The organism is Providencia vermicola, from assembly GCF_020381325.1.
Classification (GTDB): Bacteria; Pseudomonadota; Gammaproteobacteria; order Enterobacterales; family Enterobacteriaceae; genus Providencia; species Providencia vermicola.
Genome location: NZ_JAGSPI010000002.1, coordinates 186,430 through 212,807, shown reverse-complemented (window position 1 = coordinate 212,807; position 26,378 = coordinate 186,430). Strand labels below are relative to the sequence as shown.

Genomic DNA, 26,378 nt, shown 5'->3' with positions numbered 1-26,378 from the left:
TAAACTATTTCGAGCCTGTGTTTAATTATGTTATTCAGTAACCCGGGGCATATGCCCCGGGAGAATGCGCATTAAGCAACGATAGGGAAGAAATAACCGAATAACATCGCGCCTAAAATTGCCCCACCAGCAACGGGTTTTTGCCATACATAGAAAATTAGAGCGCCAATCAGCGAACCGATCCCGATTGGAATGGAAGCAGCCATCGCAGCTAAGATAATCAACGGGCCTAAGAATCGACCTGAAGTATTACCCGCGCCCATCATGATGTCAGCGCCAAAGGTTGAGTTAGCTTGAGCAATAGTGAATTTACGTGCAAATACAATCAGTAAGCCGATTAACACGCCAAGGAATAAGCCTGTCAGTAACGAAATCCAAAAGTTAGTGACTAAAATATCCCAGCCAGCCGCGAGGAACAGAGCGGGGACACCAAGGCCAATCCCTGTTTGTAATGCGCCACCGATATCCAAAATCCCCACCAGTGAGCCTTCGATGATTCGAGCGAATAAGAAACTCGCACCGAATGCCGCAACTGCGCCGTAAACCCCAGTGTCGAGCCCTGCACGTAACATGGCGACAAATGCCACTTCGTTAAATGCGCCGAACCCGTAAACCACGTACATATGGGTACCTGCGAAGATCCCTGCTGATAGCAGCCCAACAAAGATGGGGAATGACCACTCGGCGTACCAAAAATCGTCTTTATTAATTTCAGTTGTCATGATTATTTCCCGCTCAGCAGTCCGTGGACGTATTCAAGCCACAATGGTTTGTCTAGGTTGAAAGAGGTGATCATCTTCAGGTCAAATTCACGGAAGAAGCCACTCAGAACGAACAACAGAACGACTGTTATCATCATTGTGCGTGTGATACGGTTCCAGCCGTTATCATCAACGCCTTTACCTATCAAGATACCTAATACTAAACCTGGGATAGCGTTACCCATGATTAGCTGAGCACAACCACCAAACAGCGTTGCCCAGAAACCAGAACGACGGCCAGCGTCCATAGCTGCTAACCAGAAAATCACTGGCATCACCGTATTCACCAGCAGGTTTGCCGCAGGAACAAGAACGTTAATTGCTGTGGTTTGCAGTGCCGCAGGAACCGCAGATGCAGTGGTATTTAAGAACGCCACTACGAATGCCCCGATGATGGCACAGGCAATGGCCATTTTTTTCGGGTTATGCAAGGTTTCTGCTACGTTACGGTTTTTGGTTAGCAGTGCCGCTGCACCCCAGTTTGGAATGATACGGTGGTCAACGTCTTGGGTGAATGCACCCGCAGCAACGGACGATGCCCATGCGTTAAAGAAGAATCCTAAGCCGAAAGAGAAGTGAGATGCTGGGTCGCCTTCACATGCGTTAAGTTCGCCCAATGTACGAAATGCCCCCATCCCTTGCACGGTCGGTGCGTGGAACATACGTGCCGCGCCTGCGCCTAAACCGAAGCCGCAGAGCCCACCGATAATGAGGGACATGCCCAATATTTCTAAAAAAGATGCAGTTTCACTCATGGAATTAACTCCAGACCTGATTGCTATTATTGTTCTGTAAATGGTATTTCGTTGACAGAAAGTAAGGTGACATCCAGCGAAACGTCGAGTACAACACGGAAATGTTCACGTTTGCGTGGCAAAAAGATGAAAAGAAATTTTTCTGTCCGCGAGTGCGAGTGAGCACTAACAACCTCAACATCCTTTGGTTCTATCCGCAGGATGATGTCTGTGCTGTTTTTCAGTACGGTTTTTTGAATCGAATTTAAGGCGTCCGCAATGGCTTTTTGCTTGGTGTCGCCTTGCCCTGTCACCCGTACTGTCGTTTCGATCGATTTTTTCATTAAGCGTTGCCGTATTTTTTATTAAATGCTTTAACTAAGCGCTCGCCTAACTCTTCCTTGTCCATAAAACCGAAACCTAATACATTGCAACCCTCTGCAATGGCAGTTTCTCCCTCTTCAATAGAGCGCATCCCATAACGAGCTTTATAGCCATATTTGGTTTGAGCGGTGATAGCGCCTGCGCCGCCACTGCCACAAAATGAAATCCCAAGGTCGGCTTGCTCTGCGTTCATCACATCACCGAGTTTCATATCTGCTGCCACGCCAGGGACAACAATCGCTTTACCGCCTGCGGCTTCAACGCCTGCGGCAACTTTTTGCCCTTTACCTAAACGGTCTCCGATCACAATAACGATCTGTTTCATATAAATATTCTCCAATCCTACAACTTAAAAATTAATCATTTGAACGAACGACTTCAAAGTGAACAGAAAGCAAATATGTCTCTTCTGGTGCTAAGCCAGGGAGCGTATCGACAACTCGCTGAGCTAATGCAATCGAATGTTGAGAAATCTCATCGAACAGACTGATATCAACCTCTGGTAATGCCTCGCCAGTTTTCGCTCTCGCTACCATGGCACGTAGATGAGACGCCAACATTTGTTGTTGTACATCGGTGGTGTAGCAGTCCTCTTGCTTGAGCCAGTCAGTAATCACTGCCAGCAGTTTTTGTGTGACCTCATCGACATCAAGGTCGTGCTCTAACATTTGAAAAACGACAACTGATTCACTCATAACTGTTTAAAATCCAAAGTAATATTGCTAGTTAGACTACTCTGTTCCTTCATGTCTTATACATTAGACGCTTATTGGCAATTTTTGCAGGCAGTGAATTTCCACTTGTAAGTGGAAATAATTTGGAAATGAAACAAAGTAAAATTGGTTCGTTATTTAACCTATTTGGAAATTAAGTGGAAAAATTGACATGAATCAATCATCATTAAATGACTGTGATGATGGGGTGGTCTAATTAATTTAAATAAAATCAATTAGATATATTTTTTATGGTATAACTGGAAATGGAACATACAACTGGAAGGGGAAGTGGAAATAGAAAATTAGAGTCGGTCACTTTTGGTGGTTATTGTTTCCACTTAGCCAGTTAGGGGGTAAAACCTGTGAGTATGACGAGAAAAAGATTTCGTAGAGTTGTGGTTAGGATCACGTAAAAGACGGCAACTCCCACTTTTCCACCTAGAAGTGGAAGTTGCATAAGGGCTACAGTACCCTTGCCAAGCTGTCTTTTGCGATCACTTGGAATTCATTGAAGTTTTTTACACTAATAAGGCGGCGCGTGGTTTTTTCTTTCACAAAGGTGACGAATAAATCGTAAATCGCCATTGCTTCTTCATAATCTGCCTTACTGATGGCGAGTAGGAAAATAACATAGGCGTTTTCTTTGGTTTCTTTATTCCATTCAATGCCTTTGGGTGCGACAACCGTTGCAACAACGGTCTTGTTTGCCAATAAACCTAATGAATGGGGTAGGGCGATACCTTCACCTAGAAGGGTGGAAACGATGGATTCGCGCTCTTGCAAAGATGGGTAAAATTCAGGTGTGACGTAGCCTTCTTGCTGTAATTTATGGCAAACCGTTTGAAATAACGCTTCTTGGCTGATTTTTTCGTTAATCACCATAAAAAATCGTTCGTCAAAAAAGCGTTCGATAATGTAAGGACGTGTTTGATCCACCATCGCGAGTCGCCCAACTTGCTCTAATTGATAAGGCGTTGGAAAGGGCGCGATTTTGATAACGGGTTTATTTTTTTCAGAAATTCTCACCGTCGTGATCACAAAATCTTCACTCACTTCACTCAGTGATTCATATTCTTGTAAGGTGAGCCCGCGGCTAAATTTCAATTGTGGAAATTCGCGCATAATTTTGGATTCAACCACACGAAACGTTGAGTTCCCTGCATCCGTGACAACGAGCACCTCGGTTTGACGAATAGACCCAGCACCATAGTTACGTTCAAGGCTTACACCAATGTGAACTGCAAGGTAACCCAATTCATCCTCACTGATAGGATGCGGAAGTAATTGCTTACTCGCACTGGTTAACGCGCTGAGTGTGACATCATAGGCGAACGGGTAATATTGTTTAATATCAGATAATAACGGATTTGGGGTGGAAATATGGTACTGCAAGCGCGTGATCAACGCTGCAAGATGCGTGTTGAGATCTTTTTTAAGCTTTTCATCATTTCGTAAATCATAGTTATATAACTCATTAATATAATTCAAAATATATTCGGAAAGCTCATTATGGCTACCACTTTTTTGTGTGGATGAGTCTTGGTGGCTAATGCGCTGGGCAATAATTTGGTCATGCAAATAGCTGAGTTCCGCATTAGAGAGGTCATTCCCCAGAAAGTAAATTAGCCCTTTTGATATTTCATCACTGGCTTTGCGGATCACTTCTTCCGCTTCATCATTTTTGACGGAGGTAGTGAGTTCATGGCCCCGGGTGATGCGTAAAATGGTCACGGCGCAGTTAAAAACGAGGTAGAGATGCCCCTCATTGCTAAGACGAATATCAAAGCGATTCATACTGTTATGAAGCACTTTATCAATATAGGTTAAATCCAAATTATCCAAGCTATCTGGGTGAAATGTGGTTAAATCAGGCGTGATTTGCTCCGAATAACGTCGCCATAAGGTTTCTGTCATACAAGCACGAATCGCCCATTCGCTGCCATTGAGGCGAATACCTTGATGCGGAATACTTTCCAGCGCAATTTGGTATTTTTGCAGTTGTTCCCTGACTGCACCCATATCTTGTTGCAGCGTACCGCGGCTAACGAACCACTCTTCCGCAATGTCATCAAGCTTGACGGGAAGCGATAACATTAATAATTTCAATAATAAAGCATCAATACGCTCTTTACTGGTGCGAGGGATAGCACTGTCTTCTTCGCTGCGTTGTGTAAAGGTGGCAAATAGGGTTTCATCTTCAACTTTTAAACGGTAACCACGCCCCCGTTCATACACGATATGTGCGTGATATTCTTCAATCAATTCATTGATTTCATTGATATCAGAGCGGATTGTCCGCGTTGAAACGGAAAAACGTTTGGCAAGTTCATCTTGAGGGACGACCTCATTGAGAATTTGGGCGAAAATTTGATTGTGCCGTTGTTGAGTGAATAGCGCCACGAAAACACCTTTAAAATCAAAACGAAAAAAGCCATTGAGGAAAAAATAGTTAAATTTCTCACTCGCTAATGGCTGGACTCTATCACAGGCTTGTCAATATATAGGATATGTAAATGATTAAATTTGCGAATCGGTTCGCAAATTTTCCCTCATACTCGACAAAATATGAGGGATTTTGGATTAATGGTGACGGGAAGTTGTCAGTAAACTTAGTTTTGTTCACCTAGGTCAATCAATAAACCGCGAAAATCTTTATCAGCAGTAATTTCAAACTCGTCTTCGTTTTGCAAAAAGACCCCATCATTACAATTCATGGTTAAACTTTCACCGTGTTTATTGCGTAAAGTGGCGCCACCATGTATTGATTGCAAAAAGGCATTTTGGCCTTTTATAGACATCATTGATGATGATTTTGGCGCTAAGTGAATTTGGTTTATCCAAATTTGTTGACGTAATTGAATACTGTTTTTTTCGCCATCCGGCGATGCCACAAGGCAATTTTCATTTTCAGAAATCGTTACTTTCTGCAACGGTAATGATTCTTGTTGTGGACATGCATTTAACCAAAGCTGTAGGCGTGTTAATGGCGTCTGTGGGCAGATATTCTGCTCGCTGTAACTCAGGTCAGGGCGGGGTGAAAAACGTACGCAATCACCTTCGCTTGCATCAATGGTATTCCCTAAGCTATCACGGTATTGCGCATGCCCTTTTAGCACGATGTTTAATATATCAACATGGGGATACATTCTTGGCTGTAATGAGTTTTGCGGCGCTATAACCTCTTGGTTCAGCACTCTTAATGTTTTGAATCCCATAAAGTCTGGATCAAAATAGTGGCCGAAAGAAAAAGCATAGCGAGCTTGTAGCCAACCATAGTCTGCTTTTCCGCAATGGTTAACGGGTCTTAATGTCATCATAATGGTTAACCCTCATCCAAATAATAAGTTAATAATCTATTGTTATAATAAATAGCTGGACGTTGAATTGTTAGCCAGTTAATCTGTTTCCCTTGTTCAAATTTCCTGAAAGAGATACATCATGAGTAAAGAGAGAGCATTAACGCTTGAATCATTAAGGGTGATGGATGCAATCGACCGACGTGGCAGTTTTGCAGCGGCAGCAGAGGAGTTAGGTCGAGTGCCATCCGCGCTAAGCTATACCATGCAAAAGTTAGAAGAAGAGCTCGATGTAATTTTGTTTGACCGTTCAGGACATAGAACTAAGTTTACCAATGTCGGCAGAATGCTGCTGGATAGAGGCCGTATTTTACTCGAAGCGGCGGATAAACTGACATCAGATGCTGAAGCACTTGCTAAAGGTTGGGAGACCCATTTAACAATTGTTTGTGAGGCATTGGTGCCAGCACAGTCGTTGTTCCCATTAGTGGAGCGCTTGGCTGAAAAGTCAGAAACGCAATTATCACTGATTACGGAAGTGCTGGCAGGCGCATGGGAGCGTCTTGAAAGTGGTAAAGCAGATATTGTGATTGCGCCCGATATGCACTTTCGTTCATCATCAGAAATTAACTCGAAACCGTTATACACCATTAACCATATTTACGTAGCAAGCCCAGACCACCCCATCCATCAAGAGCCAGAGCCACTTTCTGATGTCACGAGAGTGAAATACCGTGGGATTGCCGTTGCTGATACGGCTCGTGAACGTCCAGTGATCACCGTGCAGTTGTTAGATAAACAGCAGCGTTTGACGGTTTCGAGTATCGAAGATAAGCGTAATGCATTGTTAGCTGGGCTTGGTGTAGCGACAATGCCGTATCCGCTGGTGGAGCAAGATATTCGTGAAGGGCGCTTGAAAGTCGTCGGGGCGGAGTTTAGCCATGAGACGACCATTATTATGGCGTGGCGGAGGGATAGTATGGGGGAGGCGAAGTCGTGGTGTTTGCGTGAGATCCCCAAACTGTTTCGTTCATAACTTCGTCATACTTCGCACTGTAGCTTTGTTGGCATCGCTCCCTGACCCTAGTCACATACTCATGTATGCTCCTAGGGATTAGCAAGCTTGCCGCCTTGCTACAGCACGAATTATTTAGAAGTTAATATAAGTTCAGGGCCTGCATTGTTGTCTACAACTCAAACTATTTAGCATTTACGTGTAGGGTTTAGTGGCTGAGATTCAAACCTATATCTTGGACAAAAAAATACCTCCCGAGGGAGGTATGAATTGGACAAACAAATGAAGACAAATCAGAAATCAATAAGGGTGATATGAAACGCGTATTACCATTTTTTGCCGAGTAAATGATCGATACTGAATTTACCTGGGCCTGTAACCGCTAACAGTAAGAAACCGCCCGCGATAGTAAAGTTTTTCATAAACATCAAGCTGTTTGGTGCCACACTAAAGTCAATGTGGAACAGCAATGCTGTTAATACAGTGAAACCTGCAGTGAACAAGGCAACGGTACGAGTTAAGAAACCAAACAGAACCGCTAATCCGCCGCCTAATTCTAATAAAATTGTTAAAGGTAATAAGAAGCCAGGAACACCCATGGCTTGCATATATTGTTGTGTGCCTGCATAAGCATCACCCAGTTTTCCATATCCAGCGACAATGAACAGGATTGGCATCATGATACGAGCCAATAATATCGCACCACTTTCTAAATTTTTCATCGAGATTCTCCAGACTAATAAGTCATTAAATGTAAGTTAATTGCGATATATGTCGCTTTATAAAGTTATTTTTAGCACAAATTGGCTAGAAATCATTTGATGGGCTTATAGTAGCTATTTGCTCATTCAATAAAAAGCTAAGGTTATTAACAAAGATAGACAAAAAAATTGAATGAACTTATTGGGAAAATAAAATCTAGTAAGATATGTTTTTATCCTATTGAATAATAATAAATTATTATCAGGTGGAGGGAGAGGTTATTTTTTGCTGGCTTGAATTGCGCTTTGAATTGAACGAACTAAGCCCCAAATAGTGATGGCTTTTCGGCCTAATAGTAGAATTTTTTGTGGTTTGCGAAGGGAGTAGACAGAGAGCAAGCCTGTGGCAGCAATAACTAAAGGGCGAAAGGTCATGATCGTTTGCCAAGCACGGTCATAAGGTGCGGTAGTTTGTAGCCAGTCAGAGGACGTTTCAGCCAACTCTTGGCGTTGGCGCTCAATTCTTCTAATTAAGCGCTGCTTTTTGGCTACCAGTAATTGTTGCTTATTTTTGTTCATCATCCTTTCTCGCTAACGCGTTGGCATCTTGAGCGAGTTGCTCCCGTGTTGCACCTAGTAAGGTTGATTGTTTTGCCTTTTTTAACGCCCAAATAGCAAAAATAATGGCAAGCAGAATTAATGCACCTGTTGTCATCGCCAGTGCTTGATAACGGTAAATCGGGTCAACAGACCAAAAAATTAAGCCGAGTAAGCACATCAAACCAAATGCGGTGAAGAGTAGCGTTAAACCAACCAATAAAAGAAGTTGGATAAGGTTGAGCTTTTCTTCTTCTAGCTCAACGGCGATTAACTCTAGACGCGTTTGCACCATACCCACTGAAATATTGGCAATGCGCCGTAAAGTTTCAAGGACCCCTTTACCGGGGCCCTGACGTTGCTGGTTTGGTTCCATAAGCAATTAACGTTTAGCGAGTAACACGCCAAGAACAACACCCACTGCTGCGCCAATACCGACGCCTGTCCATGGGTTTTCTTTTACGTAGTTATCTGCGCGCCCCGCAATTTCTTTGGTTTGCTCGGTGATCCTTTCGGTGGTTTGGCCGAGTTTTGCGCGAGATGAGCATAGTGCTTCTTGTGCTTTTGATTTTAAGCTTTCGATCTCTTCTTTCGATTTTTCGCCGGTATCACTAAGCATCGCTTCCAGAGAATCAGCTAAAGCACGGAGCTCTGAACGTAGTTCGTCTGATGAATGATTCGATGACATATACAACCTCCTATCAATAGAAAAAGCGCATTCGTAGTATTAACAATAGCGATTTTTACACTAAGTGCAATCAAATATTCGGCATTGTTATGGGGAATAAACAAAAAATGACAAACAAAGTATTCTAAAAAATAGCGGTTTAATCAGTAGATTAATGCAGTTTTTTGCAGAGAATAAATGGAAAAGTAAAAATGGGTAAAAGTGAAAATGCGGGGAAGCAAAACATCCCCGCAAATTGAATTAATTTGCTTTTTTGCCTGACAGTTTTTTCTTTACAACGACAGCAATACTGCCGACTAAACCGATAACTAACAGACAAACAGGGATTAACATCAATACATTCATAATACGATGTTCATATTGCTGGAAAATCGGGCTTTTGCCAAAACCATAACCTATAGCGGTTAAAATAAGCACCCACAATAAGCCACTTAACCAGTTAAACACTTGAAAGCGACCGTTTTTCAAACCTGCTAAACCTGCAATAGTCGGCAGTAATGTTCTTACGAAGGCGAGAAAACGACCTATTAACAGAGCAGCAAGACCATGGCGGTGGAATAAGCCATGAGCCCGTTGGTGATAATGTTCTGGGAGATGTGCGAGCCAACCTTTGACTATCTTTGTATTTCCTAACCAGCGACCTTGTATATAACCTACCCAGCAACCTAAGCTTGCGCCTGCTGTTAAAATCACGATGGTTAGAGGGTAGCTCAAGGTGCCTTTCGCAATCAGAACACCCACTAAAATCAATAAGCTATCACCAGGCAAAAAGGCTGCGGGTAAAACCCCATTTTCAAGAAACAGGATAGCAAACAGCATAAGATAGATAGCCCACATCAATGATGGGTTAGAGAGCGTGACATAATCTTGGTGCCAAAGGGCAAAAAAAAGTTCTTTAACTAATTCCATTAATGTTTCCTAAACGGCAATAACAGCAACAAACTTGTTGTTGGGCAGGGAGAAATGGATTAAGTGAATACCTGAGTGAAAGCGTTGTTTCCTCAGGCTGTTAGTGTAAAGCACGCTCACTTTAACAAAACAGAAAATAACTAAACAGCAAATTTTAAGCATATTTTTAGAATTCATTTAAGTTGAGCCGTGTTTTTACAATTAATCATACCAATTGTAACAAGGGAAACGGGCTAAAAACGCACGTTAGTAGAGGCTTTTCGCAATAAAATGCAAAAGTTTGAAGTTAATTTGTTTTTTAACACAAAAAAACATCATTAAATCTAAGATAGCTAATTATTGCATTTTAAGATTATTTACCGTATATTTTGCGCATAGCAAAGGGGAGTAACTTCTTCTTGTCGGTTTATCGTCATTACGGTGTACACATTACACCCGGTAGCCGAGCACCACAGTGCCTGTCCTTGGGTTAATTGTGTTGTAAGTGAGACCTTGCCAGAAGGCGAGGTTTGCTCATAATTTACAACCAATAGATAACTCCTTGAGGTTAAAGAATTTTAAGCGGCTGATGTCTTCTGGATATCAGCCGTTTTTTGTTTTTTAAGGGATAGGAAAATGCACTCAGTCGGTAACCCTGTTTTATGGGGTAGTTTTGCAGTTATTATTTTACTTATGTTACTTATCGATTTGTTTTGGCAGGGTAAACACAAAGGCCAAGCCATGTCGATGAAGCAAGCTGCAGCTTGGAGCATTGTGTGGGTCACGCTTTCGCTAATTTTTGCGGCAGGTTTTTGGTGGTATCTCAATGATAATGTAAGCCGTGAATTTGCTGATAGCCAAACGATGGCATTTTTAACAGGCTATTTGTTAGAAAAAGCCTTGGCAGTTGATAACGTTTTTGTTTGGTTGATGTTATTTAGCTATTTCGCCATTCCAGCCAGTTTACAACGCCGAGTCTTAGTTTATGGTGTTTTAGGCGCTATCGTATTAAGAACTATCATGATTTTTGCTGGCAGCTGGTTGGTTACACAGTTTAGTTGGATTTTATATATCTTCGGCCTATTTTTACTGTTTACGGGGCTTAAAATGGCTTTTGCCAAAGAAGATGACTCGCCAATTAATGATAAACCGTTAGTGAAGTGGGTGCGTTCACATCTTCGGATGACGGATGAGCTGCACGGCGAAAAATTCTTTATTAAACGTAATGGTATTCTGTTTGCAACGCCACTGATTTTAGTACTGATCTTAGTTGAAATCAGTGATGTGATATTTGCGGTGGATAGTATTCCTGCTATTTTCGCAGTGACTACTGACCCGTTTATTGTTTTAACGTCTAACTTGTTTGCTATTTTAGGGTTACGTGCGATGTATTTCTTGCTGTCAGGCGTCGCAGAGAAGTTCTCAATGTTAAAATATGGCTTAGCGGTAATTTTAAGCTTCATTGGTATAAAAATGCTGCTTATTGATATCTACCATATTCCAACACCGATTTCGTTGGGAACGATTGCCGCAATATTGGTGGTAACATTAATCATTAATACTATTGTTAACAAACGTAACGAAGCAAAAAACAAATAATCCCCTTCGAAATTAAAACCCCTTACCGATGAGGTAGGGGTTTTTTGTTTTAACCCCCTGAAAATACTCAACCATTCTTCTTTATGCCATTCTACTATAAGAAACAAAACTCTATTGCGATCACAGTTATGTAAAATATTTGTTAAGTAAAATCAATCATTGTGTATATTTTGAATAATAGCCTTTTCACAAGGTATTTATTCCTTATACTGGCTCTGCAAACACATTTAATTCCTAATAAAGATAAATAATATAGGTCTACTATGGATACAAATAAAACAGGGTTATGGCGAGTGATCACTCACGGTAGCTTGGTCAAGCAAATATTGGTTGGCTTAGTTGCAGGTATTTTATTGGCATGGTTATGGCCATCGGCAGCAAAAAACGTAGGGCTGTTAGGCCATTTATTCGTGAGCGCGTTAAAAGCAGTTGCGCCAGTCTTGGTGTGGGTATTGGTAATGTCTTCCATTGCTAACCATCGTCAAGGGCAAAAAACCAGTATTAAACCGATTTTGGTTCTGTATATTTTAGGGACATTTTTCGCCGCATTAGTGGCGGTAATTGCCTCATTTATATTCCCATCAACACTTGCCTTGGCGGGCAGTGAAACAGAAATGAATCCACCAGGAAACATTGCTGAAGTTTTAAGCGGCCTATTAAACAACGTATTTACTAACCCCGTTGATGCACTGATTAATGGTAACTATATCGGTATCTTAGCGTGGGCTATCGGTTTAGGTATTGCATTTCGACATGCGACGGATACGACAAAAACACTGTTACTTGATTTCTCTAATGGTGTGACTCAATTAGTTCGAGTCATTATTAGATTGGCGCCATTAGGTATTTTTGGTTTAGTATCATCAACAATTGCGACAACGGGTTTTGAAGCGTTAAAAGGCTATTTCCATGTATTAGCCGTTTTATTAGGCTGTATGATTATTGTTGCCTTAGTTGTCAATCCGTTGATTGTATATTGGAAATTAAAGCGTAATCCCTATCCATTAGTGTTCGCGTGTTTACGTGAAAGCGGCGTTACCGCATTCTTTACTCGTAGCTCAGCAGCGAATATTCCTGTGAATATGGCAATGTGCCGTCGCATGAATCTTCATGAAGACACTTATTCTGTTTCTATTCCATTAGGGGCAGCCATTAATATGGCAGGGGCTGCGGTAACGATTACGGTTCTGACGTTAGCTGCAGTTCACACCAAAGGTATTCCGGTGGATATCCCGACTGCATTATTGTTAAGTGTCGTGGCTTCGGTGTGTGCCTGTGGTGCATCTGGTGTCGCGGGTGGTTCATTATTATTGATCCCATTAGCGTGTAATATGTTTGGTATTCCAAATGATGTTGCGATGCAAGTCGTTGCTGTTGGCGTGATGATTGGTGTACTGCAAGATTCAGCGGAAACTGCAGTGAACTCTTCCACTGATGTTTTATTTACGGCGGCAGTTTGTTTGGCAGAAGATGAAAAGCTTGCAAATTCAGAGGCTCAGTTCTCCCATAACGACTAGTGTTTTTATGGTATAAATGAAAAGGGCAGAATACAATTCTGCCCTCAGACTGCTGACAAACCGATTAGGTTTGACTGCAGGTTGGATAGGTTTTGAAAATAAATTAGGAAAATCAATTTATTGATTTTCGGCTGATAACACAAAGCAGGAAAAACGACGCTTTTATCCTGCTTTGTCAACAACCTCAGGGCAGAATACAATTCTGCCCTTTTTAGTCGGTAAATGCGTTAGGTTTTCCCTCCCAAGACCTGTGGTCAAGGCGAGAAAAGAGCGATTTAAAGCTGATATGCGACTTTCATACCTTGTTCGATAGCCCTGCGTGCATCCAATTCAGCAGCCACATCGGCTCCACCAATCACATGAGCATCAATTCCGTGTTCAGCGAGCTGAATTTTTAGTGGGCGATAAGGCTCTTGCCCTGCACATAAGACGACATTATCGACGGGCAAACACTGCGTTTTATCTTGGTAGCGGATATGCAAACCATCATCGTCAACACGCATGTATTCCACACCATTGAGCATTTTTACACCGCGCTTCATCAGTGACAATCGGTGAACCCAACCCGTTGTTTTTCCAAGGCCTGCACCGACTTTGCTATTTTTTCGCTGCAACAAATAGAGCTGGCGCGCCGATCCTACGGTATTTTTATTCTTCGGGTAAATTCCCCCTGTTGAATGAATAGTTGGGTCAATGTTCCACTCTTGATTAAACAGTGAAGTGTCCAAACTGCTACTTTTACCTTCTTGCGTTAAGAGTTCTGCCACGTCAAAACCGATGCCGCCAGCACCAATAATGGCGACACTTTTGCCAACCGTTTGCTGGTGGGTAATAACGTCAATATAGGAAACCACTTTGTGATGCTCAGCGCCTTCAAGCTGAATTTTGCGTGGCGTGACGCCAGTGGCAATAATCACTTCATCAAACCCTGAAAGACTTTGTGCATCCGCTTGTTGCTCAAGGCGAACATCTACATTTAGCAGCTGTAATTGGCGGCAAAAATAGCGGATGGTTTCATGGAACTCTTCTTTGCCAGGAATTTGTTTGGCTAAATTAAATTGCCCACCAATTTGGTTTGATTTTTCGAATAAAGTTACTTTATGGCCGCGTTTAGCTGCATAAATGGCACATGAAAGCCCCGCAGGGCCTGCACCAACAATTGCGACAGACTTACTTTTAGCCGCTTTTTCATTGGGATAATCCATTTCCCTAACTGCTTGTGGGTTAACAAGACAGCTGGCAAGCTTCCCACTAAAAATCAAATCAAGGCAAGCTTGATTGCAGCCGATGCAGGTATTGATTTCGTCAGCACGGTTTTCGGCGGCTTTACGGACAAAGGCTTCATCTGCAAGGAATGGGCGAGCCATCGACACCATATCCGCTTGTCCATTAGCAAGAATTTGCTCAGCAACAAAGGGATCATTTATGCGGTTTGTGGTAATTAATGGAATATTCACCTTACCCATTAATTTTTGGGTGACCCAACTGAATGCGTGGCGAGGGACTTGTGTTGCGATGGTTGGTACGCGGGCTTCATGCCAACCAATGCCTGTGTTGATCATACACGCGCCCGCTTTTTCAATTTCGCTAGCAAGGTATTCGATTTCTTCCCACGTAGAACCGTCCTCCACTAAATCTAACATTGAAAGGCGATACACAATAATAAAGTTAGCGCCAACGGCTTCACGAATGCGCCGTACAATTTCAATAGGAAAACGAATGCGATTTACGTAGCTGCCACCCCATTCATCAGTTCTATGATTTGTACGTTTTGCAATGAATTGATTAATTAAATACCCTTCAGAGCCCATTACCTCGACGCCATCATAGCCTGCTTGTTGGGCTAATTTTGCGGTATTCACGAAATCATCAATGGTTTTTTGAACTTCATCTGCAGATAGCGCCTTTGGTGCAAATGGAATAATTTCGGCTTGAATAGCACTTGGAGCCACTAATAATGGGTGTAATCCATATCGACCTGCATGTAATATTTGAAGGGCAATTTTGCCATCTGCTTGATGCACCGCATCGGTAATTGTGCGGTGAAATGGCAGCTGAGTTGAGTTATTCAATACCGCACCATGGGCGGTTAGGGCTCCTTCAGGGTTAGGTGCGATGCCCCCTGTAATAATCAGACTGACACCATTTTCAGCACGCAAACGATAAAAATGGGCGAGACGCTCGCTCCCTTCAGGGTGTTCTTCGAGCCCAGTATGCATTGAGCCCATTAATATCCGATTTTTAAGAACCGTATGCCCCAAATCAAGGGGGGTAAAAAGGTGTGGAAAATTGCTCATATGATGCTCCCATTCGGGATTTATTTAACAGGTCAGATGAGTTAACTGTAGCGTAATGAATCTGTAAATTGGTAAAGATGTTAAAATTTTGTGATTTTTATCATATGTTTTAGGTTAAATTGCTAAGTCAACACAGTTAAGTGACGTCATTTTATTTTTATGTCATATAAAAAGATTAAAAAAGTAGAGACACATCGCAAAAAAGCCACATAGGGAAACCATGATGAAAGAGATTTGCCAAGCTATTACTTTAGAAGGTGAATGTGTTCGCCTTGAGCCTTTATCTCACCAATATGATGCAGAACTTGCGGCGATTATCCGTCGTGATGGGCTGCATAATTTATGGTATGCCTTAGTTCCCGATCCTGATAATTTCCCTCAAGATGTTGAAAGCCGTCTTGTACGTTTTGCACAAAAAGAGTGTTTACCATTTGTCGTTATCGACAAGCGCACAGGTAAGCCTGTTGGTATCACATCGTATAATAAAGTCGATAATACCGTGCAACGGGTTGAACTGGGGGCAACATGGTATGGTATTGAAGTTCAACGCACAGCAATTAATACAGAGGCTAAATATTTATTGCTAAAGCATGCTTTTGAGGAGTTAGGATGCGTTGCTGTGGAGTTTCGAACTCATTTTTTAAACCATCAGAGCCGTAAAGCCATTGAGCGTCTAGGCGCAAAACTGGATGGTATTTTGCGTAGTCATATGAGAACTAAAACGGGTGAGCTGCGTGATAGCTGTGTTTACAGCATTATTGCATCTGAATGGCCAGCCATTAAACACCATTTAGAATGGCAGATGGTAAAACCCCGCTAATTTATTGATGAGAAAAAGTAAAAAGCCCGCTTCACTTGTGTGAGGTGGGCTTACTGTTTAACTATAAGTATTCATGCATCGGTTTGGTCATATAGACATTATTTGGCATTTTTTCCGTGGTGGTATAGCCTGCAGGGCTATTAATCAGTGCTGGGATACGGTTAACTAAATTGGCACAGGTTAGCTCAACCGTTGCTGGGTTATTCACCTCGATGGCAGTATCTGGTTCACCGATTAATTGCCAGCTATTTTTGTCACACTCATCGGCAGTTAAAATTTTACCAATACATTCGGTTTCGAGGGTCACACCTTCAGCCGTTTGTGTGATAACAACGGCTGATAATCCAAGCACATCGCCTTTTTTCACCGTCATTTTCAGTGTGTCAGAATAAATATCGGCCTGTGCGATTTGCGGAACGCAGCGCTGTGTTTGGTTGGTGATTGTTAGACCAAGGCGGCTACATAGCCAGCCATTTTGTGTCCACATGTAAGGTGGTGCATATTCTCCACTCTCAATTTTTTGGGATATGACGTCATAAGGCAAGTCATTGTAATTACCAATTTGCTGATTAAATTCATCGACAGTGAGCCCTGCACCGTGGCCAATTGCCAAGGCAATACCATAGTCTTCCACGTTATAGCAGCTAGAACCTTTGATTTTTACCAGTTTGTGCATAGACCCAGCTAAGGTATCGACTAGCACGCCCCAATACATATCTGGGTAGCCGCTTCCTGCTAAGGTACAGTTGTTTGCTTTAGCTAATTCATCAAGTTTTTGAGTGATCTCTGGAGATGAATTCCAAGGATAAAGCGCTTCTTCACCCGTAGAGATTGCATTAACGCCGTGGCGAGCGAACAATGAGAATGCATCTTCTAGGTCAGCCATGGTGCTGAGAGTCGCAATAATTCCGACATCCGGTTTTAAGGTTTCAAGGGTCGCATCTGCTTCATGGAGTGGCTGTACTTTGACACCAGTTGGCTTAGTCCCTGCGATTTCGCCGATATCTTTACCAATGACCGCATCGTTGATATCAAAAGCCGCAACAACTTCAGCGCCATGCTCTTGCAAGTAACGGATTAGAAATTTGCCCATTTTTCCGCAACCATATTGAACTGCACGTACTTTTTTCATCATTTTTGTCCTATATGCGAATTATCTATGAATCATATTGGGAGATCTAAGTTACAAAATTATTGTTCTATATCAATTAATTGAATAAAGGATGTTTAATAAAATTGATTGCCTTTATGTGGCCATTTACATGGTAAATTTGAAATAAAACAGTGCTAAATATAAATAAAGTATATAAAAGCCAGTTTAATAAAAATTGGCAGTGGCGCAAAAAAAAAGGGAATATCATGGTGCGATTGATACATTTGGGAAATGCTATTGCATTGAAATATAAGTGTGATAACAGTTTTGCACACAATTTCGCCATACGGTTTTGAAATACTAGACCTACGATAAAACTGCACGTATAATCCATCCCACTTTGGCCCCTTAGCTCAGTTGGTTAGAGCAGTCGACTCATAATCGATTGGTCACTGGTTCAAGTCCAGTAGGGGCCACCAAATTTTAGCTGTTAAATCAGCGCATTAAGCCACTTCTTAGCAAGTGGCTTTTTTGTATCTGGTGGGTTGATATACAAACAAAAAGAGCAGCCTTTAGCTGCTCTGGTCGGGTCTAAATTAATTAAAACAACTTCTTCTGTGGTGGGCCTGAGAAATTCATTTTGCCGATTTTATCCATGAGTACCTCGACCACGACTGGTTTTTTTAAATCAATGGCTTGCTGGAGAGTGGATTTAAAATCAGTGGCTTTGTCGATGGTAAATGCGGTAATACCCATTGATTGAGCTAATTGATTGAATGAAGGCGTTAGTAATTCATTATAATATTGCCTACCTGAGAAATATTTTTCCTGAATACCTCGCATCACGCCATATCCATTATCATTCATAATAATCAATACGATAGGGAGTTGCTCTTGTGCCATGGTAGCGAGTTCGCCAATCCCTAGCATCAAGCCGCCATCACCGACAAGGCCAATGACTGAGGTGCCAGGGTTGGCTTTTGCGCTGCCAATCGACATTGAGAGACCTAATCCAATCGCGCCAGCGAGGGAGTGAATATTGTGCATTGGCTCAATGGCTTTTAATAATCGGCTGCCCCATAAGCTCCCTGAGACCGTAATATCCCGCACAAAAATACCGTCTTTTGGTAGAACTTGTTCGACAGCATCACTGAGGCCACTATAAGCACCGCATTGTTCACGTAGTTGTTGCTCAGCTTGCTGAACAGCGTCTTGTACCTGTTTTTTCCAAGATGGTGAAATAGGGCGGTTAGTGAGCTCCATTTTGTCTGCCAGTGCTTCCAGTAATGCTTTGGCATCGCCAGTAATATTGATGTCAGCAATATAATTTCGATTGGCAGCTTGAGGATCAATATCAAGTTGGATCAGCGGGCGCGGTAAGGGCAATGACCATGTTTTGGTTTCATTGCTGCGCAAACGGGAACCCACTACTAAGGATAAATCACAGCTGCGCATTAAGGCATCGATGGAGTCTGCATTATGAAAGGCGCGTAAGCTAAAGGGATGCTCATCCGATAAAATCCCGCGTCCGTGGGTACTACTAATCACAGCAATACCTTGATTTGCTAAACGTTTTACGGCATCAGCAGCTTGTAATGCCCCTGCGCCAATCCACAATAATGGCTGTTTTGCTTGTTGAAGTTTCCCCCAAATAGTGTCGACGTGAGATGCGTTGCATGCAGGCAATACCGATGGAACAACGGGGTGGCTTAATACGGAAATAGGCACTTGAGCACTTTGAATATCGATTGGGATTTCAATAGATACGGGGCCGCAAGGCACGGTTTGAGCGACTTGGATAGCTTTATGTAAGACGGAGATCGCTTGCTCTGCACTGTGTACGCGAAAAGCTTGCTTGGAACTTGCTCGCAGGAAGCTGAGTTGATCTGGGGTTTCATGGATAAACCCTGCGTCCATATCTAAATAGGCTTTTTCCACCTGACCCGTAATATGGATCATCGGTGAACACGCATTCATTGCTTCAATCATTGAACCAACGGCATTTCCTGCGCCTGCTCCTGTACTGGTTAATGCCACACCTAGCCCGCGAAAACGGCTATGGGCATCAGCCATTGTCACTGCGCCCGCCTCGCCACGGCTTGGGGTAAAGTCGATGATCCCTCGGCGGCCAATTGCATCAGCAATGGGTAAATTATGAATCGAAATGACACCGTAAACCGTGGTGACTTGGTATTGCTCTAATGTTCTGGCGACGGCTTCGCCAACCGTAATCATGTCAGACATTATATTCTCCTAAATGCTTGAATAATCCGTTAACGGATTGGTTATTCACACCAACGGTTTGGTTGTGGGTTAAGTGCCAGAAATAGACTTTTTTGTTGCATATAGGCCTTGAGGCTTTCGATGCCTTTTTCGCGACCAAGACCACTTTCTTTGAAGCCACCAAATGGGGTTGAAATAGAAAAAACTTTGTAGGTGTTGATCCAAACGGTGCCTGTTTCAAGAGCATCAGCAAGTTTAAAGGCGCGGGTATAATCACGCGTCCAAATCCCTGCCGCGAGGCCATACACGGAATCATTGGCTTCTTGAATGAGTTCATCTTCGTTATCAAAGGGGATAACAACCAAAACAGGGCCAAAGATTTCCTCTTGGCAAGCACGGGCTTGGTTATTCAAGCCTTCAATGATCGTGGGGCAATAATAGTTCCCCGATTGCAGGGCTGGGTCTGAAGGGCATTTTCCGCCAAGGCGAATTTTTCCGCCTTCTTGGACGGCAAGGTCAACATATGTCTGCACGCTATCGCGGTGAGCAGGGGTAATTAATGGGCCAATATGTACGCGTTCTTGGCGAGGATCGCCAATAATGAGGTTTTGAGTTAATGTGGTGAGCTTTTCCATAAATTTGTCGTAGATATCACGGGCGACAAATAAGCGTGAACCTGCAATACAAGCTTGCCCCATCGAGCTAAAAATACCGTAGCAAACACCGTGAGCAGCAAGATCTAGATCGGCATCGGATAACACGATTGTCGGGGATTTTCCGCCTAATTCTAACGAGGTGGTGATCAGTTTATCTGCCGCAATATGTGCCAGTTGTCGCCCAGTATTTGTGCCCCCTGTGAAGGAAATTTTCCTCACTAGAGGGTGGCGAACGAGGGCATCCCCGATAATTGAGCCTTTTCCTGGCAGTACGCTTAATAGACCACTAGGTAAGCCTGCTTGCTCAAAGATTTTAGCGAGTTTTAATGAGATAAGTGGTGTCGCTTCCGCAGGTTTCAAAATAACGGCGTTTCCAGCGGCAATCGCAGGGGCAATTTTTTGCATATCACTGGCAATCGGCGAGTTCCATGGCGTGATCGCTGCAATAACGCCAATAGGTTGGTAAGTACTTATTGTCATGATATCTGTCTGGCGGCGAGGGGGGAGCTCACCACCTAGTACTTCACAGACCGCAGCAAAATAACGTGCGGTAGCCGCTGCACTTATTACAAGGCCACGGGCCTCAGCCCACGGCTTGCCATTATCCAAAGTTTGTAAGTGGGTTAATTCTTCACGTTGCTTATCAATTAACTCACTGACTTTATATAAGATAGCGGCGCGCTGGTGGGAAGGCATATTTCGCCATGAAGGCTCTCGCCATGCGGCTTCTGCGGCTACAACTGCATCCTCGACATCTTCAAGGCTAGCGCTATTTAGGGTTGCGACAATCTGGTTGTCGCCAGGAAAACGCGATTGCATCTCTTTGCCACGGCCCAATTGCCATTTTCCGCCGACAAAAATATCCATTTTATTCATGATGTTCTCCGTCAAATGGCACCCTGTTCAGCAACACGACGGCAAATTTCCACCGCACTTAGGGCTGATAACATGGATGTTTTCGGGTTAGAGGGAAGTGGATTGCCATTAAGTTCGATGCAAAATTGCCCAAAATCACCTTTTACTTCAATGTGATGGGTATTTTTGCTGGTAGTAGGGTCAACAATCAACTGGACTTGTGTGTCATCCATGCCAATTCCGTAAAGGGCAATGGTTGCAGCCACATTGGCATTAGCAGGGAAATTAAGCGCAGCTTCCCGTGCACTACCCGTAAAAAACACAGTTGGTTCAGTCACTTGGGATAAATTGATAAATTGTTCAGCAGGGCCATTACGCCAACTTGCTGGGCTTTTGCGTGATTGATAAGTTACCTGCGTAATATTGGCTTCTTTCGCTGCACGCAGACCATCAAGCCCTGCAATTGCTCCAGTTAGTGGGATTAACTGCCCATGATGTTGTTTGGCTAACGCGGTTAAATGTTGTGCCGTTGTGGTGTCAGCGAGTGCGCCTGTTGAAATAATCGCGAGTCGCCAGCCCTTTTGTAAAACAAGGGGCGCGTACAGTTTAACGGCTTCATGACTGGCACACTCCAACACAAGAGAGGGGGTTTCATTAACTTGGTTGATATCCTCAATCGGGGCGACTTCCCCATGAAAGCGCTTAATAATGGCTTCGTGGTGATGCGCGCGAGCCACAACCCAGCGCAGCGTTATCCCATGAGGTAAGCGAGTAATCACTTCTTCTGCCATCGCGCCATAGCCAATCAGCATTAACGTTTTCATATTTCAATCCTTTAAATTTGATGGGCAAAGCCACCAGAAACATCTAAAGCGGCACCTGAGGTGAATGACGCCATCGGGGATGCTAAGAAAACCAGTGCGCGAGCTGGCTCTTCAGGCTTGCCTAAGCGCTGCATGGGGATACCCCGGTTTTTGGCGATATTGCCTATCCATTGTTCCCAAGTCAGGTCGGTATCGCTGCGGCTCTCGAAACGGCGGCGCCATTGGTCAGACTCCACCATGCCCAGTAAGATAGAGTTGACGCGTATTCCTTTTGGTAACAATGTCTTAGATAAATTCAATGTCATGTTTAATAATGCGGCTCTTGCTGCGGATGTGGCAACCATGTGTGGCTCAGGTTGCAATGCTAGCAATGAATTCACGCAGGTAATGGATGCGATATTGGACTGTTCTAAGAGTGGTAAGAATGCATTCACTGGGTTTATCACACCAAATAATTTCAGTTGGGCTTCATGTAGCCAAGCTGCCTCAGGGGTATCTGAAAAGCTGGCGACATAGCCCTGGCCTGCGTTGTTAATCAGTAAATCAACGTGCCCATATTGCTGGTGAACTTGTTCAGCAAAGGCCTCTGTTTGGGTTTTATCTAGTACATCGCAGATGACAGCGATAAAATTTCCTTGTGGGTATAAGGCCATTAATTTTGTTGTTGCGGCTTGTAATTTATCTTTATTTCGACCACAAAAGGCCACTTTGCACCCTTCGTCGAGTAACAATTTGACGGTCGCAAAGCCAATGCCAGAGCTTCCGCCAGTCACGACAGCGACTCGGTTATTTAACTGTAAATTCATGCGTTTTTCCTTTGCAAAGCGGCCGATAAAAAGTGAGTTAGGTGCTGGTTAAATTCAGCGGGTTGGTCAAGGTAGCTCGCATGACCCGCCTGTGGAACATAAAACAGCGGGCACTGCTTCTGCTGCGCTAATTGGCTGACTTGTGAAGGTGGGGTGATGGAGTCTTCTTCCCCAACCAGCATTTCGAGTGCGCCAGTATAAGCCTTTAAATATAGGCTGATATCGTCATGCGCTAGCATCCATGCAGCGGATAAAAAACCCGTTGGGTTGAGTTTTCTCATGTTTTGCTGAACCCACTCGATTTTTTCTTTTGAAGCAGTGGGGGACAATAAGGCTGCTGCACGGTTTTGTGCATAGCTCTCGATACCTGAGTGAAATACAATATCGTGTCTTTGGTCATAAACACGATTACGTTCTTCAAGGCTTTTTGTCCCATAACCTTGTGCGGGGTTAGCGAGAAATAAGCCATTGACGCGCTGAGGATGCAAAGACGCAAAAGCACAGGCCATTAAAGCGCCTAACGAGTGGCCAACTAGGGTCACTTGTTGTAAACCCAGACCATCAATAAAGGCTTCTAATGCATCGGCGTAATCAAGTGCTACAGGTGTTTTTGTCGCCAATTCAAGGCTATTCATATAGCCAGGCGCATCCCAACAATAGAGATGATAGTGATGAGTCAGTGATGACGCCGTCAGTTGAGAAATCCATGAGGCCGATCCTGAACTGATACCATGGAGGAGGATCACTGGCTCACCTTGGCCTGCCTCTCGCCAATTAAGGCGGTATTGACCAAAGTTGGCGAGCTGTAACTCGGGTAAATTTTCAATTGGCAGATTCATCACTGATCACTCCTGTTATCCGCGTTTCACTTTTGATAGTGGGTGGTCTTCTGGGTATGTTGGGATAGCGGGTTTTTGTGTCCCAATCATCACGCACATTAAGGCCTCTTCTTCCCCGTGATTGAATAATCCGCGGTAAATTCCCGCAGGGACAGAAATCAAATCACGTTCTTTTAATACCGTTTCATATTCTTCATCACCGTCTTTGATAAACAGCGTGATAGTGCCTTTTAGCATAAAAAAAACTTCTTCAACGTCAGGGTGCAAGTGCAGCGGCCCTTCACACTTAGCAGGTAAGACCATGGTAGAAAAGGTGAAGTTTTCTGCAGGAACAGTATTTACATCGCTTGCGACTCCTGTTGCGCCAGTGCCGATATAACGCATTTGTGCGCGGCGATATTTCGGGTCGTAATCGGCTTGGAATTTCAATGCGTTCCAATCGTATTTGCGACCTTCAAGGCGGGCTACTCGGGATTCAATCCATTGTGCCATTGGGATCCCTTGCGGTTTGATTTGAGGTTGTGACATAGCGTTATCTCCTAAAAAGGCAGTGTTTAGTATTTTTTCAGTAAGGGGAGCAATAACAAGCTACCCACTAAACCAATAATGACGATAAATAACAGCCCACTATCCATAGTGTGGGTAACGGTAATCAACACACCCATTAATAGCGGTGCGGCAGCGCCAGCAAGGTTTCCAAGGCCATTGAATATCCCACCAGCAAGGGCACTGACTTGTTTTTGTGTCGCTTTAGCGAGTAATGCGAAGATGTTAGGGGCACCAGCTCCCCACATAAACATGCTGAATGCCATCATTAAAATGATGCTATAGGTCTCAGTGAGGAACAGCACGCCCGCCAAACCAAGCACGGCACCTAACAACGAGATAAAACACACTAAGGCTCTGCGGTCGTAGCGGTCAGAAAGCCACGCACCAATTGCTTCACCAAACAACATGGCAATAAATGGGAGGGAAGAGAGGATCCCTGCGTGTTCCAAGTGAATGGATTTCCCTTTAATTAAGTAGCTTGGCAACCAGCCATTCATACCCCAGAGATAGACTAAGAACGCGATATTAAATATGCAGATGATCCAAAAATGGCTATTTTGAAATAGGCGTTTTTTATGGGCTTTCATTTCTGCAATTTGTTCTTCAGGTCGTTTTTCCCCTGATGTTGTTTTTAACTGAGCACTCCGATTGACCAAATTTGGATGGCGAATTCCGAAGACCACCAACCACCACACGGGCACGGTAAAGGCTGCCATGACAAAGAAGGTACTTTGCCAGCCAAAATTATTTAATAGATACAACGAAATAGGGAATCCAAGTGCTGCACCTAGTGGGGTTCCTAGTAACCAAAGCATTGTAGCGCGAGCCTGCATTTTGGGCGGAAAGGTGCGGCGGATAATGGCATAGGCGATGGCTAACAATGGCCCTTCTGCTATGCCGAGTAATACGCGAAGGAAAACCATGGTGCCATAATGGTGGGTAAATCCCATAAAGATCATTAAGAAGCACCAACTGCTGATCATAAATAACAACATTTTTGTGGGGTGAAAGCGGTCACCAATCCCACTCAATAACATGGATGAAACGCCATACGCGAATAAGAAAGCGCTCATCAATAAGCCTAAACGAGTGGGATCAAAATCGATTCCCAGCGCTTGTTGAAACTTTTCGTCTGAAAACAGTGCAGCGATGCTAATTTTGTCGAAAAATGCCAGTAAAACGCAGGAAAATAGGCCGATTGGGATCAGCCAGTTCACTTTTTCTGGTGTATCCTGCGTACTTTGTGCATTTTCATTGGCGGATATCGTGATACTTTGATTTGCCATGTTTTTTCCTCGCTGACACTATTTAAGTGACATTAGTGAAAATGTGGGGTCGGCAAGTTCTGAGGGAACCAATTTGCGCTGGCTTTGCAACCAACGTTTACCCAGTTTGATCGCGCGAGCATCATTAAATGCCACCATTTGAATCAATTCGTTAGCCTCATTTAATGCAAAGTGAACCTCTGAATTTTCGCTGTGGCGTTGGATGTGTTGCAGAGCCTGTGTGCTAGGGACACCCAAAATTTGTATGTTGTCTTGGTATTGGTCAGACCAAAGCCAAGCGGGTTCATTAAACCCTATGGATTGCGGGTTAAGCATTGCTTTTGCTGTGGTGATAGCTTGGTTTTGTGCATAAGCCCAAGATTGCAAACACAAAGAAAGCGTTGGGTGGCATGCAACATCCCCTGCGGCATAGATGTCAGGGTGCGAGGTTTGCCCTTTATCGTTGATCACGATGCCATGAGTGACCGTTAACCCCGCATCTTTTGCGAGCTCAAGGTTGAGTTCAACACCAATCCCCATAACGGCAAGGTCAAAGGGGGAGGTTGGGTATTTTTGACAACCGATTTGTAAAGCGCCGTTGTCATCAACCAATTGAATATCGCCACAATTTGTAATGACCTGCACGCCAGCCTCATGGTGGCGCTGCGCTAATGCGTCGGAGACACTTTGCGGAACACTGCGCTCACACAAACGGCTTTGACGTTCAAAAATCGTCACATCAAGGCCCATTTTCCGTGCGGAAGCTGCGACTTCTAAGCCAATCCATCCACCGCCAATGATGGCAATTTTTTTTGCGGATAAGAGACTGGAACGCAGTATTTGGGCATCATCCCATGAGCGTAGGGCAAATACGTTAGGGTGTTGTTGCCATGCTTTTGATAGATAACGAGGACGGCCGCCTGTCGCGATGAGCAATTTATCAAATCCAACTAACCGCCCATCATTGAGATAGACGCATTTAGCTTGCGCATCAATTCGCTCGGCTCGAATGGGACGAAACCACTGCAGGTTCAATGCTCGGGTATCATCTTCACTAAATAAACGCGATAAAACAGCGTCTTCTTGTGTGAGAACCGCTTTTGACAGTGGAGGACGTTCGTAAAAATCGTGGTTTTCATCACTGATCACCGAAATAGTGCCTTGATAGCCTTCTTCTCTGAGCGTTTTTGCAGCCCAGCCACCGGCTTGGCCGCCGCCAATAATGACAATACCGCCTTGAATTAAAGTGCTCATC

Annotated in this window: 25 protein-coding genes, 1 tRNA gene and 1 pseudogene; 5 read left to right on the top strand and 22 right to left on the bottom strand. The window is 43.7% G+C overall.

The window, feature by feature from the left end; translation table 11 throughout:
- Positions 1-71: 71 nt before the first annotated feature.
- From KDJ85_RS03540 to KDJ85_RS03510, 7 genes and pseudogenes are all read right to left on the bottom strand, one after another.
- Positions 72-722 carry a DUF4310 family protein gene (locus KDJ85_RS03540; RefSeq protein WP_225818503.1) on the bottom strand — a complete coding sequence of 217 codons (651 nt, stop codon included), beginning with the start codon at positions 720-722 and terminating at the stop codon, positions 72-74.
- A 2-nt stretch (positions 723-724) separates the two neighbouring features.
- Positions 725-1,516 (bottom strand): DUF4311 domain-containing protein, encoded by a 792-nt coding sequence (locus tag KDJ85_RS03535; RefSeq protein ID WP_206083579.1) that lies wholly within the window; start codon positions 1,514-1,516, stop codon positions 725-727.
- 26 nt (positions 1,517-1,542) lie between these two features.
- Entirely contained in the window at positions 1,543-1,839 is a 297-nt protein-coding gene (locus KDJ85_RS03530) for a DUF4312 family protein (protein WP_047756106.1), read from the bottom strand.
- Positions 1,839-2,204: an SFCGS family glycine-rich protein gene (locus KDJ85_RS03525; protein WP_206083580.1), complete on the bottom strand. Its 366-nt coding sequence runs from the start codon at positions 2,202-2,204 to the stop codon at positions 1,839-1,841. Before KDJ85_RS03525 ends, KDJ85_RS03530 begins: the two co-directional genes overlap by 1 nt.
- 31 nt (positions 2,205-2,235) lie before the next feature.
- Positions 2,236-2,574 carry a transcriptional antiterminator gene (locus tag KDJ85_RS03520; protein ID WP_225818502.1) on the bottom strand — a complete coding sequence of 113 codons (339 nt, stop codon included), beginning with the start codon at positions 2,572-2,574 and terminating at the stop codon, positions 2,236-2,238.
- 483 nt (positions 2,575-3,057) lie between these two features.
- Positions 3,058-5,007 (bottom strand): annotated as a pseudogene (locus tag KDJ85_RS19240) (BglG family transcription antiterminator); the annotation flags it as partial.
- A gap of 197 nt (positions 5,008-5,204) precedes the next feature.
- Positions 5,205-5,912 carry a pirin family protein gene (locus tag KDJ85_RS03510; protein ID WP_225818500.1) on the bottom strand — a complete coding sequence of 236 codons (708 nt, stop codon included), beginning with the start codon at positions 5,910-5,912 and terminating at the stop codon, positions 5,205-5,207.
- A 121-nt stretch (positions 5,913-6,033) separates the two neighbouring features.
- Here KDJ85_RS03510 and KDJ85_RS03505 point away from each other — a divergent pair, with 121 nt between their 5' ends.
- A complete protein-coding gene (locus KDJ85_RS03505) occupies positions 6,034-6,927 on the top strand; it encodes a LysR family transcriptional regulator (protein ID WP_225818499.1) in 894 nt (297 codons plus the stop codon).
- A gap of 305 nt (positions 6,928-7,232) precedes the next feature.
- On the opposite strand, the gene KDJ85_RS03500 is transcribed toward KDJ85_RS03505, so the two are convergent.
- The 5 genes from KDJ85_RS03500 to KDJ85_RS03480 form a co-directional block, all read right to left on the bottom strand.
- A complete protein-coding gene (locus tag KDJ85_RS03500; RefSeq protein WP_225818498.1) occupies positions 7,233-7,628 on the bottom strand; it encodes a DoxX family protein in 396 nt (131 codons plus the stop codon).
- Between the two features lie 258 nt (positions 7,629-7,886).
- Complete coding sequence (locus tag KDJ85_RS03495) at positions 7,887-8,189, bottom strand: YqjK-like family protein (protein WP_225818497.1); 303 nt, start codon at positions 8,187-8,189, stop codon at positions 7,887-7,889.
- On the bottom strand, positions 8,173-8,580 hold the full coding sequence (locus KDJ85_RS03490) for a phage holin family protein (protein ID WP_206083587.1): 408 nt from the start codon (positions 8,578-8,580) through the stop codon (positions 8,173-8,175). The genes KDJ85_RS03495 and KDJ85_RS03490 overlap by 17 nt, the downstream gene beginning before the upstream one ends.
- A gap of 6 nt (positions 8,581-8,586) precedes the next feature.
- Complete coding sequence (locus tag KDJ85_RS03485) at positions 8,587-8,892, bottom strand: ElaB/YgaM/YqjD family protein (RefSeq protein WP_225818496.1); 306 nt, start codon at positions 8,890-8,892, stop codon at positions 8,587-8,589.
- A 240-nt stretch (positions 8,893-9,132) separates the two neighbouring features.
- Positions 9,133-9,801, bottom strand: a complete 669-nt coding sequence (locus KDJ85_RS03480) for a DedA family protein (protein ID WP_225818495.1) — start codon at positions 9,799-9,801, stop codon at positions 9,133-9,135.
- Positions 9,802-10,416: 615 nt separating this feature from the next.
- On the opposite strand from KDJ85_RS03480, the gene KDJ85_RS03475 reads away from it, so the two are divergent.
- Positions 10,417-11,379 carry a TerC family protein gene (locus tag KDJ85_RS03475; RefSeq protein ID WP_225818494.1) on the top strand — a complete coding sequence of 321 codons (963 nt, stop codon included), beginning with the start codon at positions 10,417-10,419 and terminating at the stop codon, positions 11,377-11,379.
- 263 nt (positions 11,380-11,642) lie between these two features.
- Positions 11,643-12,896, top strand: coding sequence for a serine/threonine transporter SstT (gene sstT / locus KDJ85_RS03470; protein WP_225818493.1), 1,254 nt, complete (start codon positions 11,643-11,645; stop codon positions 12,894-12,896).
- Between the two features lie 275 nt (positions 12,897-13,171).
- Here the strand turns inward: sstT and KDJ85_RS03465 are convergent, their stop codons facing one another.
- Complete coding sequence (locus KDJ85_RS03465) at positions 13,172-15,193, bottom strand: NADPH-dependent 2,4-dienoyl-CoA reductase (RefSeq protein ID WP_225818492.1); 2,022 nt, start codon at positions 15,191-15,193, stop codon at positions 13,172-13,174.
- A gap of 223 nt (positions 15,194-15,416) precedes the next feature.
- On the opposite strand from KDJ85_RS03465, the gene KDJ85_RS03460 reads away from it, so the two are divergent.
- Positions 15,417-16,013 carry a GNAT family N-acetyltransferase gene (locus KDJ85_RS03460; protein WP_225818680.1) on the top strand — a complete coding sequence of 199 codons (597 nt, stop codon included), beginning with the start codon at positions 15,417-15,419 and terminating at the stop codon, positions 16,011-16,013.
- Between the two features lie 61 nt (positions 16,014-16,074).
- On the opposite strand, the gene KDJ85_RS03455 is transcribed toward KDJ85_RS03460, so the two are convergent.
- On the bottom strand, positions 16,075-17,148 hold the full coding sequence (locus KDJ85_RS03455) for an NAD(P)H-dependent amine dehydrogenase family protein (protein ID WP_225818491.1): 1,074 nt from the start codon (positions 17,146-17,148) through the stop codon (positions 16,075-16,077).
- A gap of 360 nt (positions 17,149-17,508) precedes the next feature.
- Here KDJ85_RS03455 and KDJ85_RS03450 point away from each other — a divergent pair.
- Positions 17,509-17,585 (top strand) — tRNA-Ile (locus tag KDJ85_RS03450).
- 121 nt (positions 17,586-17,706) lie between these two features.
- Here the strand turns inward: KDJ85_RS03450 and KDJ85_RS03445 are convergent.
- Genes KDJ85_RS03445 through KDJ85_RS03410 form a run of 8 tightly spaced genes read right to left on the bottom strand, consistent with a single transcriptional unit; the run spans position 17,707 to position 26,377 of the window.
- Positions 17,707-19,350, bottom strand: coding sequence for a thiamine pyrophosphate-binding protein (locus tag KDJ85_RS03445; RefSeq protein WP_225818490.1), 1,644 nt, complete (start codon positions 19,348-19,350; stop codon positions 17,707-17,709).
- Between the two features lie 41 nt (positions 19,351-19,391).
- A complete protein-coding gene (locus KDJ85_RS03440) occupies positions 19,392-20,861 on the bottom strand; it encodes an aldehyde dehydrogenase (RefSeq protein WP_225818489.1) in 1,470 nt (489 codons plus the stop codon).
- A gap of 11 nt (positions 20,862-20,872) precedes the next feature.
- Positions 20,873-21,664, bottom strand: a complete 792-nt coding sequence (locus tag KDJ85_RS03435) for an aspartate dehydrogenase (RefSeq protein ID WP_225818488.1) — start codon at positions 21,662-21,664, stop codon at positions 20,873-20,875.
- Between the two features lie 11 nt (positions 21,665-21,675).
- Entirely contained in the window at positions 21,676-22,470 is a 795-nt protein-coding gene (locus KDJ85_RS03430) for an SDR family oxidoreductase (protein WP_225818487.1), read from the bottom strand.
- Entirely contained in the window at positions 22,467-23,309 is an 843-nt protein-coding gene (locus KDJ85_RS03425; protein ID WP_225818486.1) for an alpha/beta fold hydrolase, read from the bottom strand. The genes KDJ85_RS03430 and KDJ85_RS03425 overlap by 4 nt, the downstream gene beginning before the upstream one ends.
- A gap of 15 nt (positions 23,310-23,324) precedes the next feature.
- Entirely contained in the window at positions 23,325-23,837 is a 513-nt protein-coding gene (locus KDJ85_RS03420; RefSeq protein ID WP_206083618.1) for a cupin domain-containing protein, read from the bottom strand.
- 26 nt (positions 23,838-23,863) lie between these two features.
- Positions 23,864-25,144, bottom strand: coding sequence for an MFS transporter (locus tag KDJ85_RS03415; protein WP_225818485.1), 1,281 nt, complete (start codon positions 25,142-25,144; stop codon positions 23,864-23,866).
- 18 nt (positions 25,145-25,162) lie between these two features.
- Entirely contained in the window at positions 25,163-26,377 is a 1,215-nt protein-coding gene (locus KDJ85_RS03410; protein WP_225818484.1) for an NAD(P)/FAD-dependent oxidoreductase, read from the bottom strand.
- Between the last annotated feature and the right edge of the window lies 1 nt (position 26,378).

What these genes read in the sequence shown, in the direction of transcription:
- KDJ85_RS03435 (WP_225818488.1), bottom strand. Translation starts at nt 21,664, where the DNA reads ATGAAAACGTTAATGCTGATTGGCTATGGCGCGATGGCAGAAGAAGTG.
- KDJ85_RS03475 (WP_225818494.1), top strand. Translation starts at nt 10,417, where the DNA reads ATGCACTCAGTCGGTAACCCTGTTTTATGGGGTAGTTTTGCAGTTATT.
- KDJ85_RS03445 (WP_225818490.1), bottom strand. Translation starts at nt 19,350, where the DNA reads ATGTCTGACATGATTACGGTTGGCGAAGCCGTCGCCAGAACATTAGAG.
- KDJ85_RS03525 (WP_206083580.1), bottom strand. Translation starts at nt 2,204, where the DNA reads ATGAAACAGATCGTTATTGTGATCGGAGACCGTTTAGGTAAAGGGCAA.
- KDJ85_RS03410 (WP_225818484.1), bottom strand. Translation starts at nt 26,377, where the DNA reads ATGAGCACTTTAATTCAAGGCGGTATTGTCATTATTGGCGGCGGCCAA.
- KDJ85_RS03485 (WP_225818496.1), bottom strand. Translation starts at nt 8,892, where the DNA reads ATGTCATCGAATCATTCATCAGACGAACTACGTTCAGAGCTCCGTGCT.
- KDJ85_RS03415 (WP_225818485.1), bottom strand. Translation starts at nt 25,144, where the DNA reads ATGGCAAATCAAAGTATCACGATATCCGCCAATGAAAATGCACAAAGT.
- KDJ85_RS03505 (WP_225818499.1), top strand. Translation starts at nt 6,034, where the DNA reads ATGAGTAAAGAGAGAGCATTAACGCTTGAATCATTAAGGGTGATGGAT.
- KDJ85_RS03420 (WP_206083618.1), bottom strand. Translation starts at nt 23,837, where the DNA reads ATGTCACAACCTCAAATCAAACCGCAAGGGATCCCAATGGCACAATGG.
- KDJ85_RS03490 (WP_206083587.1), bottom strand. Translation starts at nt 8,580, where the DNA reads ATGGAACCAAACCAGCAACGTCAGGGCCCCGGTAAAGGGGTCCTTGAA.
- KDJ85_RS03430 (WP_225818487.1), bottom strand. Translation starts at nt 22,470, where the DNA reads ATGAATTTACAGTTAAATAACCGAGTCGCTGTCGTGACTGGCGGAAGC.
- KDJ85_RS03460 (WP_225818680.1), top strand. Translation starts at nt 15,417, where the DNA reads ATGAAAGAGATTTGCCAAGCTATTACTTTAGAAGGTGAATGTGTTCGC.
- KDJ85_RS03530 (WP_047756106.1), bottom strand. Translation starts at nt 1,839, where the DNA reads ATGAAAAAATCGATCGAAACGACAGTACGGGTGACAGGGCAAGGCGAC.
- KDJ85_RS03480 (WP_225818495.1), bottom strand. Translation starts at nt 9,801, where the DNA reads ATGGAATTAGTTAAAGAACTTTTTTTTGCCCTTTGGCACCAAGATTAT.
- KDJ85_RS03535 (WP_206083579.1), bottom strand. Translation starts at nt 1,516, where the DNA reads ATGAGTGAAACTGCATCTTTTTTAGAAATATTGGGCATGTCCCTCATT.
- KDJ85_RS03440 (WP_225818489.1), bottom strand. Translation starts at nt 20,861, where the DNA reads ATGAATAAAATGGATATTTTTGTCGGCGGAAAATGGCAATTGGGCCGT.
- KDJ85_RS03465 (WP_225818492.1), bottom strand. Translation starts at nt 15,193, where the DNA reads ATGAGCAATTTTCCACACCTTTTTACCCCCCTTGATTTGGGGCATACG.
- KDJ85_RS03540 (WP_225818503.1), bottom strand. Translation starts at nt 722, where the DNA reads ATGACAACTGAAATTAATAAAGACGATTTTTGGTACGCCGAGTGGTCA.
- KDJ85_RS03495 (WP_225818497.1), bottom strand. Translation starts at nt 8,189, where the DNA reads ATGATGAACAAAAATAAGCAACAATTACTGGTAGCCAAAAAGCAGCGC.
- KDJ85_RS03520 (WP_225818502.1), bottom strand. Translation starts at nt 2,574, where the DNA reads ATGAGTGAATCAGTTGTCGTTTTTCAAATGTTAGAGCACGACCTTGAT.
- KDJ85_RS03510 (WP_225818500.1), bottom strand. Translation starts at nt 5,912, where the DNA reads ATGATGACATTAAGACCCGTTAACCATTGCGGAAAAGCAGACTATGGT.
- KDJ85_RS03500 (WP_225818498.1), bottom strand. Translation starts at nt 7,628, where the DNA reads ATGAAAAATTTAGAAAGTGGTGCGATATTATTGGCTCGTATCATGATG.
- KDJ85_RS03455 (WP_225818491.1), bottom strand. Translation starts at nt 17,148, where the DNA reads ATGATGAAAAAAGTACGTGCAGTTCAATATGGTTGCGGAAAAATGGGC.
- sstT (WP_225818493.1), top strand. Translation starts at nt 11,643, where the DNA reads ATGGATACAAATAAAACAGGGTTATGGCGAGTGATCACTCACGGTAGC.
- KDJ85_RS03425 (WP_225818486.1), bottom strand. Translation starts at nt 23,309, where the DNA reads ATGAATCTGCCAATTGAAAATTTACCCGAGTTACAGCTCGCCAACTTT.